Below are 13,772 nucleotides of genomic sequence, written 5' to 3'. Positions count from 1 at the left end.
AATAAAAAAGAGTGAATATCGAAACAAACGAGGTGCATCTTTATGCCAAGGCTCTTCTGGCAGGTTCTATCCTATTATCTCATTGCGGTGAACGTCCTGGCCTTTGTCCTCATGGGCCTGGACAAGCGCCGGGCCAAAAAGAACGCCTGGCGCATCCCGGAGAGGACCCTGTTCCTCCCAGTCATTTTCGGCGGGGCCCTGGGGGGCGTGGCGGGGATGCGCCTGTTCCGCCACAAGACCCGCCACTGGTATTTTCAATATGGCTTCCCCCTGCTGCTGCTCCTCCAGCTGGCCGGGGCGGGCTGGTGCCTTTGGCGGTTCCGGGGATAAAAAAATTTCTTCTTTCGGTATAGTTCTCCAGCGATCGGTCCAGACTATCCCCAGACCCAATGCAAAGGAGGCTTGGACCATGCAGGCAAAGCACAAGGACCGCACCCAGCGCACCCAGACCCAGGATGCCCGGCAGCCCCAGGAGCCGCAGAAGCAGCCCCAGACACAGAACAGCCGGCAGACCCCCAGCAGCCGCTGAGACGCCCGACTCATGTGCATCCTCCCGCCGCCGGACCGCAGCCACGGTCCGGCGGAATTTTTGCGTTTCACACAAAAGTTCACAAATAAAATCTTGACTGCTGGGACAAATATTATATAATTTGCTTAGAAAGCCGGAGAAAGGGGGGCTGATCCATGAAACGAAACATCGTGATCCCGGCGGCAGTGACAGCTGTCCTGCTGCTGGTCATCAGCGGCGTGCGGGAGAGCCGCTATACCTATGAGACCCAGCCCGGCGGCTGCGTGCAGGTACAGGGCGGCGGCTTTGCCGGGCGGCAGTATCCCGGCGGCATGTCCATGGGGACGGGGACCGGGGGCGGCCTGCTGTTCTGGGTGGACCAGGGCGGCCCCGAGCTGGAGCTGACAGCGGAGTTTCCCGACAGGGCCGTCCCGGTGACTGTCTCCCTGGGGGAGCTGGGCGGCACGGACGGAACGCCGGTGTTCGTCCCGGCCGACGAGAACTATTATAAGGTCTGGGTGGATGTGTCTGCCCAGGTGATGCGGACGGATGTCTATCGGGTGGACCGGCGCACCGGGATTCGGGAGCTGTGGAACAGCACCTATGCCACGGAGGAGGTCCAGGCCGTGCCGGAGGCCGTCCCGGTGGAGACATAAGAAACATAAGAGAGCAAAATTGGCCGCCGCTAGAGCCCTGAAATGGGGCTTTGGCGGCGGTCTTTAACATTTCTTAAGAAAATTCGCCCTTGCAACTTCATAACGGTGTGTTATGCTAGACACAAGAGACAAGAAATCTGATGACGCAAGGGAGAGCAGCCTATGTATACCATTTTGATCTGTGACGACGACAAGGACATCGTCTCCGCCCTGGACATCTATCTCACCAGCGAGGGCTATCGCACCCTGAAGGCCTATAACGGCCGGGAGGCCATCCGGGCTGTGGAGCAGAACGAGGTCCATCTCATCCTGATGGACGTGATGATGCCCGAGCTGGACGGCATCCGGGCCACCGCCAAGCTGCGGGAGGGGAACAACGTGCCCATCATCCTCCTCACCGCCAAGAGCGAGGACGCAGACAAGATACTGGGCCTGAACATCGGGGCGGACGACTATATCACCAAGCCCTTCAACCCCCTGGAGGTGATGGCCCGGGTGAAGTCCCAGCTGCGGCGGTATACCAGCCTGGGGGGTGCGGACAAGGGCCCCGGCCTGCTCACCGTGGGACCCATCACCATGGACGACGGGGCCAAGCGGGTGACGGTGGACGGGGAGCCGGTGGCCCTCACCCCCATCGAGTACAACGTACTCAAGCTGCTGCTGTCCCACCCGGGACAGGTGTTCTCCTCCGCCCAGATCTATGAGCAGGTGTGGAACGACCCGGCCTATGGCTCGGAGAACACGGTGGCCGTCCACATCCGCCACCTGCGGGAGAAGATCGAGATCGACCCCGCCGACCCCCGGTATTTAAAAGTGGTGTGGGGCCTGGGCTATAAGCTGGAGGAGGGCGTGCGATGAAGGAGACGAGACACGCCGGCCGCAGCGGAGTATGGGCGGCCGCAGCGGCTATGGCGGTGTGCGCCCTGCTGGCGGCCTATTTAGGACTGAGCGCCCTGTCCACTCTGGAGTGGCAGGGGGTCTATTGGCAGGACAGCCGCCAGTTTCAAACGCTGTGCCAGAGCTGGAACGACCGGGTGGCCACCTCCGTGGCCGACTCCATCGCCCTGGAGAGCGACACCATCAGCTATGTGGAGCGCCAGCAGCTGGAGGGCGCCATGGCGGAGTTTGAGGCGGATGCGGACGCCAGCCAGACCAACTATCGCTTCCGCCTGCTGGACCGGAGCGGGAAGGAGCTGTCCTCCAACCTGGGGGATGGGGAGAGCCTGCTGACCGCCGTGGATCACATCGGCTATGCCAGCTTTGTCCCCGGGGCCTACGCCGCCGAGGGGCTGGACAGCTATGTCTATTACGCCCAGTACTACGGCTGGACGCGGCAGCCCAACCAGACGGCCTCCGACCGGGAGGACGTGGCGAGAAACGGTGAGGACGCCGACGGCCAGTATATCCTGGAGTATGGCGTGGCGGCTGAGCCGCAGATCGACGACAGCTTCTACCGGCTGCGGCAGGAGATCACCCGGGCCCAGGGGCAGTTTGCCTTTCGGGTGGGGGTGGGTGCGGCGCTGCTGCTGGCGGCGCTGGCCAGCCTGGTCTGTCTGCTGTGCCTGTCGGCGGGGGAGGGCTGCGTCCCCACCTGGCAGGAGAAGATCTATCTGGAAGTCTATCTGCTGGGGGCAGGGGCTGTGGACGTTCTGCTGACAGCGGCGGCGGGAATGGCCTGTCAGGCGGCCGCTGCGGGTGAGATATGGTCAGAGCGGGCGGAGATGCAGTGGCAGGCGGACCTGGTGATCGCAGGGGGAGCTGCCGCCTTCGCCGGGGCCATGCTGTGTACAGCACTGCTGCTGCGCACGCTGGCGGTGCGCCTGCGCACGGGCACCCTGGGCCGGACCAGCCTGCTCTGCCGGGGCTGGAGCGCAGTGTATCGGGGCGTGGGGGACTTGGTCCGCCAGCTGCCCCTGACCTGGCGGACCATCGCGGGCTTTTTCGTCTATCTGCTGGCCAATGTTCTGTCTGCGGCCATGGGCTATGGCGGCGGGCTGCTGGTCATCCTGGTCAATGGGGCGGCCCTGGTGCTGCTGTGCCGGTGGACGACCAGCTTTGCCCGCCTGCGCCGGGGCAGCCGGGCCATCGCCGCCGGGGACCTGAACTATCGGGTGGACACCGCCCGGATGCCCGCCGACCTGCGGGCCTATGCCGAGGACCTGAACAACATCTCCATCGGCCTTGCCGGGGCGGTGGACGAGAAGATGAAGAGCGAGCGCTTTAAGGCCGAGCTCATCACCAACGTCTCCCACGACCTGAAGACCCCCCTTACCTCCATCATAAATTATGTAAACTTATTGAAGACCACCCAGCAGACCGACCCCAAGGCGGCGGAGTATATCGAGGTGCTGGACCGCAAGTCCCAGCGGCTGAAAAAGCTCACCGAGGACCTGGTGGAGGCCAGCAAGGCATCCACCGGCGTGCTCAGCGTCAGCCGGGAGAAGATCGGCATGTCCCAGCTGCTGGACCAGGCCCTGGGGGAGTGGACAGAGAAGCTGGAGGAGCGGAAGCTGACGGTGGTGACCACCGTGCCCGAGGGGGAGACCTGGGTCTATGCCGACGGGCGGCACCTGTGGCGGGTCATCGACAACCTGCTGTCCAACTGCGCCAAATACGCCATGGAGGGCACCCGCATCTATGTGGAGCTCTCCCGGGGGAAGGGCCAGGTGACCCTGTCGGTGAAGAACGTCTCCCGGGAGGCGCTGAACGTCCCGGCGGAGCGGCTGATGGAGCGCTTTGTCCGGGGGGAGGAGTCCCGCAGCAGCGAGGGCTCCGGCCTGGGGCTGTCCATCGCCCGCAGCCTCACCGAGCTGCAGGGGGGCGAGTTCCGGCTCACTGTGGACGGGGACCTCTTTAAAGCAGAAGTCACCCTGCCCCAGGCCAACTAAAGAGCCTGTGCGGGACTTGAAAAGAGGGCTGTTCCAGAGAAAATTGGAATAAAAATGGGAAAACAAAAAAGAAATCGCATAAAATATGAACAAACATCACTTATTTTGTTAACATTAGCACTCGCCTATTGACTCTGCCAAAATTGGTGCTATGATATAGTTGTTCCAAGAGAGAGGGGCTTGAGAGAGTCCCCCGGGAGGAACGATAAGATAACAAACAACGGTAACAAGATTCGACAACGTCCGGTTTGGCCGGACGGCCTGAGAACGGTTTCAAGTTGAATGGAGGAATAATTATGTTACCTAGCATTTTTGGTGAGAATTTGTTCGATGATTTCTTCTCTGATCCCTTCGGTATGATGAATCCCCACGGCCACGACCCCCTGTATGGCAAGCACGCCAAGAACCTGATGAAGACCGACGTGCGGGAGACCGAGAACAGCTATGAGCTGGATGTGGACCTGCCCGGCTTCAAGAAGGACGAGGTCAACGTGGATCTGAAGGACGGCTACCTGACCATCAGCGCCGCCAAGGGCGTGGACAAGGACGAGCAGGACAAGGCGGGCAAGTACATCCGTCAGGAGCGCTATGCCGGCGCCTGCAGCCGCAGCTTCTTCGTGGGCGAGGCCGTCAAGCCCGAGGAAGTCTCCGCCAAGTACGAGGACGGCATCCTGAAGCTGTCCGTGCCCAAGGCCGGGGAGAAGGCCCTGCCCAAGACCACGACCATCGCCATTGACTGACGGGTCGCCTGTCACAGGTAAACGCAGAACATAACAAACCGCCCCCGCCGCTGCAAGCAACGCAGCGGCGGGGGCGGTTTGCTGTCTTGCGGGGGAGCGCCGAAAGCCGGGTTCACCCCAGCTTCCACTGGCTGCTCTCCTGCTGGAGCTGCTCCATGTGGGCGAAGATGCCGCCGGACTGGCGCAGCTGGGCGGGGGAGCCCTCCTCGGCCACGGCGCTGTCCTTCAGCACCACGATCTTGTCCGCCCCGGCCACGGTGCGCATCCGGTGGGCGATCATCAGCACCGTCTTGTTCTGGATGAGCCGGGACAGGGAGGTCTGGATGGCGGTCTCGTTCTCCACGTCCAGGCTGGCGGTGGCCTCGTCCAGGAGGATGATGGGGGCGTCCTTTAAAAAGGCCCGGGCGATGGACACCCGCTGGCGCTCGCCGCCGGAGAGCTGACAGCCGTTCTCCCCGATGTTGGTGTCCCAGCCGTCGGGCAGCTTTTCGGCGAACTCGTCCACCTTGGCCAGGCGGGCGGCGGAGAGGACCTCCTCGTCGGTGGCGTCCTTGCGGCCGATGCGGATGTTCTCCATCAGGGTGTTGTTGAACAATGTCACGTCCTGGAACACGATGGAGTACAGGCCCATCAGGGTCTCCGGGGCGATCTGGGATACGTCCATGCCGCCCACAGTGATCCTGCCCCGGGTGGCGTCCCAGAACCGGGCGGCCAGGCGGGACACGGTGGTCTTGCCCCCGCCGGAGGGACCGACCAGGGCCGTGACCTCCCCCTGGCGGGCGGTGAAGGACACGTCCCGCAGGACGGCCTCCCCGTCGTTGTAGGCAAAGCCCACGTGGTCAAAGGTGACGTCGCAGCCGCTGTTGGTCAGCTGCTCGGCCCCGGTCTGAACGGGGCAGTCCATGATCTCGTTCATCCGCTGGATGTTGGTGCTGGTGGCGATGATGGCCGCCAGGTTTTGCAGGCTGCCCTCCAGGGGGTCATACAGCCGGGAGACGGTGAGCAGGAACAGGAAGAAGGTGAGCACGTCCAGCTCCCCCCGGGTGAGCAGCCAGGCCCCGGCCAGGGCGGTGGTGGCCATACCCAGCCGCAGCACCAGCCCGGCGGACACCACAAAGGTGGCCGTGCCGAATTCCGAGATAATGGCCCGGTGCTCCATGGCCCGGATCTTTCCGGCCAGGCCCTGGAAATAGGTATCCTGGGCGTTGTTGGCGCGCAGGTCGGCCATGGTCTCCACATACTCCTGGATGCCGTCCTCACAGGCGATGCGGGCGGCCATAGACCGGCGGGAGAAGCCCTCCTGCACCCGGGCGGCCAGGGCCACAATGGCAAAGGCCACGGGCAGGGGCCACACGGCGGCCAGAGCCATCTTCCAGTTGAAGGCCAGCAGCCCCAGGGCGATGACCACGGTGGAGACGCAGGCCCCGATGAGGGGACAGACGAAGTGGGACTGGCTGGTCTCCAGCACGGCGCAGTCGTTCATGATGGAGGCGGTGAGGTCGGCCAGGTCCTTTTTCCCGAAGAAGGACAGGGGCAGCCGCCGCAGCTGCTCGGCCAGACTGACCCGGCGCACCCCGGTCTCCACGTAGGTAGCCAAAAAAGTGCCGTTATATTGCAGCCAGGTGCTGACCACGATGAACAGGCAGCAGGCCACGCAGGCGATGAGATAGAAACCGCCCCGGCCCGCCAGGCCGCCGTTCAGCAGGTCCCGCACCAGGCAGTAGAGCAGGCCAACAGGCAGCATAAAGGCGACATTTTGCAGGGCGCAGAACAGACTTCCGCGGATGGTGTCGTCCGCCCCCTTGGAGGACAAGGCGAAGCGGCGCTGTAATTTTTGTTTCATGGTTCAAGCCTCCTTTGCCACGTTCCAGGCCACCGACTGCTGATACTCGTTCCACATGCGGCCAAACAGGCCGGGGCTCTGACTCAGCTGGGCGAAGCTGCCCTGCTGGACCAGGCGGCCCTCCTCCAGCACGAAAATTTTGTCCGCCCCGGTGACGGTGGACAGCCGGTGGGCGATCATCAGCACCGTGCGGCCCTGGGCCAGGCGAGTGAGGGCGGCCTGGACCTTCCGCTCGTTGTCCGGGTCGGCAAAGGCGGTGGCCTCGTCCAGGATGAGGACGGGGGCGTCCTTTAAAATGGCCCGGGCGATGGCGAGGCGCTGCATCTCGCCCCCGGAGAGATAGACCCCCTGGCTGCCGATGACGGTGTGGACCCCCTGGGGGAACTTTTCAATGATGTCCATGCACTGGGCCTGCTCCAGGGCGGCCATCACCTGGTCCTCGCTGGCGTCCGGGCGGCCCAGGCGCACGTTGTCCAGGATGCTGGCCTTAATGAGACGGCTGTTTTGCAGCACAAAGGACACGGTGTCCATCAGCTGGCCGGGGTCCATATCCTTCACGTTCACCCCGCCGATAGACACGGTTCCGGAGGTGGGGTCGAAGAACCGGGCGGCCAGGCTGGCCAGGGTGGACTTGCCGCCGCCGGAGGGACCGACCAGCGCCGCCGTCTCCCCCGCGCCGATGGTGAGGGAGATATCCTCCAGGGCGTTTTTCGTCCCGTCATAGCGGAAGGTGACGTGGTCAAAGACCACAGCGCTGTCCTTGGGGGACTGGGGCCGGGCCGGGCGGCTGAGGGCGGGGGCATTCAGCACCGCGTCCATGCGCTTGAGGGCGTCGGTCACCAGCATGGTGTTCTCGCTCATCAGCATCAGCTTGGACAGGGTGAGGGAGATCACCGGGGTAATGATGATGTAAAACAGCAGGTCCAGCAGCAACGCCGCCGTGACCCCCTTGCCGGAGAGCCAGAAGCCGCCCACGATCAGGAAAACGAACACGCTGTTCACCGCCAGGGTATAGGCGGTCATGGGCCCCCGCAACTGCTTGGTATAGGCGATGGTCCAGCGCTGGTAGTTGTCGATGGTGTCCTTGAACTTTTGGAAGGAGAACACCGTCTGGCCAAAGGTCTTGACCACGGGGATGCCCCGGACATACTCCACCGCCTGGTTGGACATGTCGGCCAGGGCGTTTTGATACTCGGTCATCTTCTCCTGCATGGACTTGCCCGTCATGGCGGACATGCAGGCAAAGCCCAGGGCCACGGGCAGCAGACTGAGCAGGCCCAGCCGCCAGTCAAAGGCCAGCAGCAGCACCAGCAGTCCGGCCACCGTGGCCATGGCCCGGTATTGGTCGGGGAGCTGGTGGGCCAAAAAGGTCTCCGCCGCCCCGGCGGTGTCGGCAATGGTGCGGCGGAGCTTGCCGCTGCCGGACACCTGGATCTGCCCCAGGGGCAGGCGGGCGATGTGCTCTGTGAGGGCCAGGCGCAGATTGGTGGCGATGCGGAAGGCGGCCAGGTGGGAGCACATCAGCCCCGCGATGTACAGCAGGACGGACAGCACGGCAAAGCCCACCGCCCGCCAGCCCCAGGGGACGATGTGAATGGCGGCGGCAAAGTCGGGGGCGGTCTCCAGCACCTCCTTTAAGATGCGCCAGATGTACCAGAATGGGACCAGCGCCACCAGGGCGCTGACGGCGGACAGGACCCAGGAGAGATAGGTCAGCACCCGCCGCCCCCCGGCATAGCCCAGCAGCCGGGAGAGATCGGACGATTTTTTCAAGTGGCATACCTCCTAGAAAAAGAGTGATAGCCAGTTAGTTATAACTAACCGACGGGGAAAAACTAAGGGGCAAAAGCCCCGTAGTTTGCAAAGGGAACTTACGCCTGCCCCATGATCCTGGCCCAGCCGGCGGTGAAGAAGTCGTTCAGCTCCTCCAGATAGCGCTGGGCGGCGGCGGGGGGCATGTCGTGGAGGACGATCTCGAAATAGCCCTTCATCATGGCGGTGACCAGGATGTGCTCCAGCCAGGGATCGATGGGGGGGACGGGCTGGTCCAGCTGGGCCAGGGTCTGGTAATACCGGTGGGTGGAGTCTACCTCCCGCTCCACGATCTCGTCGATGAGAAAGGCATATTTGGTGCCCTCGGCGCACCGGAGCAGCAGATGGCAGGCGTCCCGGTGGGCGAACATATATTGCAGCATGTCCTTCATGCACTGGCGGCTGATCTTGCCCATCTGCTCGGGCTGCTGCTCTAAGGGCAGACTGGCAAAGGCGTCTAAGGCGGCCTGATAGGTGGCCAGGATGGTGTCGTACACCTCCCCCACCAGGGCGCGGAACAGCTCGGCCTTGCTGCCGTAGTAGCCATAGAAGGCCCCGGTGGTCACCCTGGCGGTCTTGACGATGTTCCGCAGGGAGGCCTCCTGAAAGCCCTTCTCCAAAAACTCGTCCCGGGCGGCGGCGTGGATGCGCTCCAGGGTGGAGGGATGTTCTGCGCTCATAGGCGGGCCTCCTCTTATTTTCAGATCATTCTCAGAAATATAGCAGTGTTATATAACGGTGTTATAATAAAACAACGGGAGAAGTTTGTCAAGAAAAAACCGCCGCGCAGAAGAAAATTTCTGCGCGGCGGCGGTCAAGTTCCAATTTGCTTACAGGTTGGCCTTCAGGGCGTCCACCCGGTCGGTCTTTTCCCAGGTCAGGTCCAGGTCGTCCCGGCCGAAGTGGCCATAGGCGGCCAGCTGGCGGTAGATGGGGCGGCGGAGCTTCAGGTCCCGGATGATGGCACCGGGGCGCAGGTCAAAGGTCTTTTCCACGGCCTGTTCCAGCTGGGCATCGGACACGGTGCCGGTGCCGAAGGTGTCCACCCGGATGGAGACGGGGCGGGCCACACCGATGGCGTAGGCCAGCTGCACCTGGCAGCGCCGGGCCAGACCGGCGGCCACCACGTTCTTGGCCACCCAGCGGGCGGCATAGGCGGCGGAGCGGTCCACCTTGGTGGGGTCCTTGCCGGAGAAAGCGCCGCCGCCGTGGGGGGCGCTGCCGCCGTAGGTATCCACAATGATCTTCCGCCCGGTGAGGCCGGAGTCCCCCTGGGGGCCGCCCACCACAAAACGGCCAGTGGGGTTGACATAAATTTTAGTCTCCTCGTCCAGCAGGTCGGCGGGCAGGATGGGCTTGATGACCAGGTCGATCATGTCCCGGCGGATCTGCTCCAGATCGACCTCGGGGCCGTGCTGGGTGGATACCACCACCGCGTCGATACGCTTGGGGGTGTTGTCCTCGTTGTACTCCACGGTGACCTGGGTCTTGCCGTCGGGCCGGAGGTAGTTCACCAGACCGTCCTTGCGGACCTGGGTCAGGCGCATGGACAGCTTGTGGGCCAGGGACAGGGGCAGGGGCATCAGCTCGGGGGTCTCGTCGCAGGCATAGCCGAACATCATGCCCTGGTCGCCGGCACCGTTGTCCAGACCGTCGTCCTGCTCCCCCTCCTTGGCCTCCAGGCACTTGTCCACACCCATGGCGATGTCGGGGGACTGCTCGTCGATAGAGGTGATGACGGCGCAGGTGTCGCAGTCAAAGCCGAACTTGGCCCGGTCATAGCCGATGTCCCGCACCACCTGGCGGGCGATCTTGGGGATGTCCACATAGCAGGAGGTAGTGATCTCGCCCATCACATGGACCAGGCCGGTGGTCACTGTGGTCTCGCAGGCCACCCGGGCCTGGGGGTCCTTGGCCAGGATGGCATCCAGCACCGCGTCAGAGATCTGGTCACAGATCTTGTCGGGATGCCCCTCGGTGACGGATTCGGAAGTAAATAATCTTTTTGCCATTTTGAAATTCCTTTCTTGTCGGGAGGATGAAAAAACGCTCCGTACCAGACGGAGCGCGAACAGCCTTCACACCCTCATCTTGCGATACGCTTCGCCGGATTTGGCACCTTGCATTTAAGCAGGTTGCCGTGGTGTCATAGGGCCGGTCCCTCAACCACTCTTGATAAGGCTATTGAATTTTACATCCTGATTATATCAGTTTTTTTTCCGGTGGTCAACTGGTTTCAGAGAAAAATCCGGCTCCCAGCGAATGCTGAGAGCCGGATGCATTCTATCGGGGAAAAGAGAGACTCAGTGCTCCTCGGAGAAGTGGTGCTCACGCTGCAGCACGGGGTTGACGCCCACCTTCTTGCCGTCCTCGTAGATGTAGAAGCCGGCACCGCTCTTGCGGCCCAGGAAGCCGGCAGTGACCATCTTCCGCAGCAGCAGGGAGGGGTGATACTTCTCGCCATACTCGTGAGACAGCACGGTCATCACGTTCAGCAGAATGTCCAGACCCACCATGTCGGCCAGCTCCAGGGGGCCCATGGGGTGGTTGCAGCCCAGCTTCATGCCGTTGTCCATGTCCTCAACGCTGCCGATGAAGGAACCCACGACCACACAGGCCTCGTTCAGCATGGGCAGCAGAGCGCGGTTGACGATAAAGCCGGGCTTGTCGTCGGCCAGGATCATGGTCTTGCCCAGGCGCTCGCCCACTTCCTTGATGTCGTCCAGGACCTCCTGCTCGGTGAGCAGGCCGAAGATGACCTCGCACAGCTTCATCTTGGGCACGGGGGAGAAGAAGTGCATGCCGACCACGCGGGAGGGACGCTTCGTGGCAGCGGCCAGAGCGGTCAGGGAGATGGAGGAGGTATTGGAGGCGAAGATGGTCTTGGCGGGGCACAGGTCCTCCAGCTCGGTGAACACGGCCTGCTTGGCCTCCAGGTTCTCGTAAATGGCCTCGATGACCAGGTCGGCCTTCTTGGCACCCTCCATGCCGCTGTCCACGGTCAGATGGGTCAGAGCCTCATCCATGGCCTCCTGGGTCATGCGGCCCTTGCTGACCTCCCGGGCCAGGGCCTTTTTGATGACCACCTGGGCGCGCTCCACGGCGGCCTGCTGCTTATCATTCAGGGTGACATCAAAGCCGCTGGTGATGGCGTTCTGGGCGATACCGCTGCCCATCAGACCGGCGCCGACAACAAAGATATTCTGAATCGCCATTGCAATATCCTCTTTTCATTTTTTTGAATTTTATGTTTGGGTCTCTCATCCCGCCCTTCCAGCTGCGGAAAGAGAAACGCTCACTTACATTTGCATATCTTAGCACAGCGGCGATTTCCTGTCTTAGCGGAAATCGTCTAAAAATCGTCTTATCTTAACCTTAGATACTTGGGATACCTGGGAAGGCGGCATTAATAGCGGTTGAGCTGGGCGCTGCCGTCGTCCTGACCCTTCTCAATGGTGCGGACCACGGCGTAATAGCCATAGTCCTTGTTCACCTGCACCCAGAAGCGGTCGCCCGCCCGCTTCCCCATGAGGGCTGCCCCCATGGGGGACTCCTTGCTGATGAGGCCGTGGAGCACGTCCTGGCGCACGGTGGTCACCACCTGCCAGGTCTCCTCCTCGCCGTCCTCCTCCAGATACACTGTCACCTTGTCGTAAAGGCCCACGGTGTCGCTGGCTGAGTGGTCCTCGATGACAACGGCGGTTTTGATCATGTTTTCCAAAAAGCGAATGCGGCTCTCGTTCTTGTTCTTGTCCCGCTTGGCCGCCTTATATTCAAAGTTCTCACTCAGGTCGCCGAAGGAGCGGGCCACTTTTACCTCCTCCAGCAGCTGGGGGCGCAGGGTGATCCGGCGGTAGTCCAGCTCCTCCTGCATTTTTTTCAGGTCCATTTTGGTCAATTCGTTGTGCATGTCTGCCTCCACAAGGGGCCTGCGGCCCCACGCAAATAAACCGTCTATTTTTCGTCTGCAAACTTAAAGAAGAAAAGTGAAGAGATGAAAATGAAACGGTTTTTTAAGCCTCCCATCCGGCCAGGTAGTCCTTCTGCTCCTGAGTCAGCTGGTCGATGGCCAGGCCCATGGCAGCCAGCTTTACCCGGCCGATCTGATCGTCGATCTCGTCGGGCACCTGATAGACCTTCTTCTCCAGCGTGTCCTTGTGGCGGGCCAGCCACTCCAGGGACAGGGCCTGCACGGCGAAGGACATATCCATGATCTCCGCCGGGTGGCCGTTGCCCGCGGCCAGGTTGACCAGGCGGCCCTCTGCCAGCACGTTCAGAGTGCGGCCGTCGGCCAGGCGGTAGCCCTGGATGTTTGCCCGGCGGGGGAAGTTCTCCTGAGCCATGTCCGCCAGGGCGGCCACGTCCACCTCGCAGTCGAAGTGGCCGGAGTTGCACAGGATGGCATTGTCCTTCATCACGTCAAAGTGCCGCCGGACGATCACGTCTTTGCAGCCGGTGGCGGTGACGAAAATATCGCCCAGACGGGCGGCCTGATCCATGGGCATGACCCGGAAGTTCTCCATGGTGGCCTCCAGAGCCTTGAAAGGGTCCACCTCGGTGACGATCACGTTGGCACCCATGCCCTTGGCCCGCATGGCGATGCCCTTGCCGCACCAGCCGTAGCCGGCCACCACCACCGTCTTGCCCGCCACCATCAGATTGGTGGTGTGCATAATGGCATCCCAGGAGGACTGGCCGGTGCCGTATTTGTTGTCGTAGTAGTGCTTGGCCTTGGCATCGTTCACCGCCATCATGGGGCAGGGGAGGATGCCCGCCTTCTCCCGGGCCACCAGGCGGTGGATGCCGGTGGTGGTCTCCTCGCACCCGGCGATGAGGCGGTCGCCATACTGGGCGCACTTGCCCCCCAGCAGGGAGATGAGGTCGCCGCCGTCGTCCACGATCAGGTGGGGGCGGCACTTCAGGGTCTCCACCAGCAGATCCTCATACTCCTCCGGGGTGACACCGTGGACACCATAGGTGTCCACGCCCAGGTCGGCCATGGCGGCGGCCACGTCGTCCTGGGTGGACAGGGGGTTGCAGCCGGTGAGATGTACGTCGGCCCCGCCCTCCCGCAGTACCAGGCCCAGGTTGGCGGTTTTGGCCTCCAGGTGGACGGACACGGCGATGGTCAGCCCGGCAAAGGGCTTCTCCCGGCGAAAGCGCTCCTCGATGCCGGACAGGGCGGGCATAAAGTCCCGCACCCACTGGATCTTCTGGCGGCCGGAGGGGGCCAGACTGGGGTCTTTGACGATACTCATGGCGGATTCTCCTTATTATATAATGATATATAGTCTGCCGCCGAAAACCGGGCGGCCTGTGCTTGTC

The 13,772-nt window shown here is 62.5% G+C and carries 12 protein-coding genes and 1 riboswitch; of the genes, 5 read left to right on the top strand and 7 right to left on the bottom strand.

Annotated features, from left to right (window positions below; all coding sequences use genetic code 11):
* Positions 1-42 precede the first annotated feature (42 nt).
* The 5 genes from H8S55_RS12035 to H8S55_RS12015 all read left to right on the top strand — a co-directional run bounded on the left by H8S55_RS12035 (position 43) and on the right by H8S55_RS12015 (position 4,792).
* Positions 43-330: a DUF1294 domain-containing protein gene (locus tag H8S55_RS12035; protein WP_186879157.1), complete on the top strand. Its 288-nt coding sequence runs from the start codon at positions 43-45 to the stop codon at positions 328-330.
* Positions 331-684: 354 nt separating this feature from the next.
* Entirely contained in the window at positions 685-1,164 is a 480-nt protein-coding gene (locus tag H8S55_RS12030) for a hypothetical protein (protein ID WP_186879156.1), read from the top strand.
* A 162-nt stretch (positions 1,165-1,326) separates the two neighbouring features.
* Entirely contained in the window at positions 1,327-2,022 is a 696-nt protein-coding gene (locus H8S55_RS12025) for a response regulator transcription factor (RefSeq protein ID WP_186879155.1), read from the top strand.
* Positions 2,019-4,052 (top strand): sensor histidine kinase, encoded by a 2,034-nt coding sequence (locus tag H8S55_RS12020; protein ID WP_186879154.1) that lies wholly within the window; start codon positions 2,019-2,021, stop codon positions 4,050-4,052. Before H8S55_RS12025 ends, H8S55_RS12020 begins: the two co-directional genes overlap by 4 nt.
* A gap of 296 nt (positions 4,053-4,348) precedes the next feature.
* The gene (locus H8S55_RS12015; RefSeq protein ID WP_186879153.1) at positions 4,349-4,792 is read left to right on the top strand and encodes an Hsp20/alpha crystallin family protein; all 444 of its coding nucleotides are present in this window, start codon (positions 4,349-4,351) and stop codon (positions 4,790-4,792) included.
* 112 nt (positions 4,793-4,904) lie between these two features.
* Here the strand turns inward: H8S55_RS12015 and H8S55_RS12010 are convergent, their stop codons facing one another.
* From H8S55_RS12010 to H8S55_RS11980, 7 genes are all read right to left on the bottom strand, one after another.
* Positions 4,905-6,635 (bottom strand): ABC transporter ATP-binding protein, encoded by a 1,731-nt coding sequence (locus H8S55_RS12010; RefSeq protein ID WP_186879152.1) that lies wholly within the window; start codon positions 6,633-6,635, stop codon positions 4,905-4,907.
* 3 nt (positions 6,636-6,638) lie between these two features.
* Positions 6,639-8,408: an ABC transporter ATP-binding protein gene (locus H8S55_RS12005; protein ID WP_186879151.1), complete on the bottom strand. Its 1,770-nt coding sequence runs from the start codon at positions 8,406-8,408 to the stop codon at positions 6,639-6,641.
* A 98-nt stretch (positions 8,409-8,506) separates the two neighbouring features.
* Entirely contained in the window at positions 8,507-9,127 is a 621-nt protein-coding gene (locus H8S55_RS12000) for a TetR/AcrR family transcriptional regulator (protein WP_186879150.1), read from the bottom strand.
* A gap of 150 nt (positions 9,128-9,277) precedes the next feature.
* Positions 9,278-10,459 carry a methionine adenosyltransferase gene (gene metK / locus H8S55_RS11995; RefSeq protein WP_186879149.1) on the bottom strand — a complete coding sequence of 394 codons (1,182 nt, stop codon included), beginning with the start codon at positions 10,457-10,459 and terminating at the stop codon, positions 9,278-9,280.
* A 71-nt stretch (positions 10,460-10,530) separates the two neighbouring features.
* A riboswitch (SAM riboswitch) is annotated at positions 10,531-10,629 on the bottom strand.
* Between the two features lie 121 nt (positions 10,630-10,750).
* Positions 10,751-11,662 (bottom strand): 3-hydroxyacyl-CoA dehydrogenase family protein, encoded by a 912-nt coding sequence (locus H8S55_RS11990; protein WP_147563896.1) that lies wholly within the window; start codon positions 11,660-11,662, stop codon positions 10,751-10,753.
* Positions 11,663-11,853: 191 nt separating this feature from the next.
* On the bottom strand, positions 11,854-12,357 hold the full coding sequence (locus tag H8S55_RS11985) for a GreA/GreB family elongation factor (protein ID WP_186879148.1): 504 nt from the start codon (positions 12,355-12,357) through the stop codon (positions 11,854-11,856).
* A 103-nt stretch (positions 12,358-12,460) separates the two neighbouring features.
* Positions 12,461-13,705, bottom strand: coding sequence for an adenosylhomocysteinase (locus H8S55_RS11980; protein WP_186879147.1), 1,245 nt, complete (start codon positions 13,703-13,705; stop codon positions 12,461-12,463).
* Positions 13,706-13,772: the final 67 nt, after the last annotated feature.

The organism is Flintibacter faecis (assembly GCF_014287875.1).
GTDB classification, from domain to species: domain Bacteria; phylum Bacillota; class Clostridia; order Oscillospirales; family Oscillospiraceae; genus Lawsonibacter; species Lawsonibacter faecis_A.
Note: the sequence above shows the minus strand (reverse complement) of the source record. Positions and strands in the feature narration are given on the sequence as shown.

What these genes read in the sequence shown, in the direction of transcription:
- H8S55_RS12035 (WP_186879157.1), top strand. Translation starts at nt 43, where the DNA reads ATGCCAAGGCTCTTCTGGCAGGTTCTATCCTATTATCTCATTGCGGTG.
- H8S55_RS12030 (WP_186879156.1), top strand. Translation starts at nt 685, where the DNA reads ATGAAACGAAACATCGTGATCCCGGCGGCAGTGACAGCTGTCCTGCTG.
- H8S55_RS12025 (WP_186879155.1), top strand. Translation starts at nt 1,327, where the DNA reads ATGTATACCATTTTGATCTGTGACGACGACAAGGACATCGTCTCCGCC.
- H8S55_RS12020 (WP_186879154.1), top strand. Translation starts at nt 2,019, where the DNA reads ATGAAGGAGACGAGACACGCCGGCCGCAGCGGAGTATGGGCGGCCGCA.
- H8S55_RS12015 (WP_186879153.1), top strand. Translation starts at nt 4,349, where the DNA reads ATGTTACCTAGCATTTTTGGTGAGAATTTGTTCGATGATTTCTTCTCT.
- H8S55_RS12010 (WP_186879152.1), bottom strand. Translation starts at nt 6,635, where the DNA reads ATGAAACAAAAATTACAGCGCCGCTTCGCCTTGTCCTCCAAGGGGGCG.
- H8S55_RS12000 (WP_186879150.1), bottom strand. Translation starts at nt 9,127, where the DNA reads ATGAGCGCAGAACATCCCTCCACCCTGGAGCGCATCCACGCCGCCGCC.
- metK (WP_186879149.1), bottom strand. Translation starts at nt 10,459, where the DNA reads ATGGCAAAAAGATTATTTACTTCCGAATCCGTCACCGAGGGGCATCCC.
- H8S55_RS11990 (WP_147563896.1), bottom strand. Translation starts at nt 11,662, where the DNA reads ATGGCGATTCAGAATATCTTTGTTGTCGGCGCCGGTCTGATGGGCAGC.
- H8S55_RS11985 (WP_186879148.1), bottom strand. Translation starts at nt 12,357, where the DNA reads ATGCACAACGAATTGACCAAAATGGACCTGAAAAAAATGCAGGAGGAG.
- H8S55_RS11980 (WP_186879147.1), bottom strand. Translation starts at nt 13,705, where the DNA reads ATGAGTATCGTCAAAGACCCCAGTCTGGCCCCCTCCGGCCGCCAGAAG.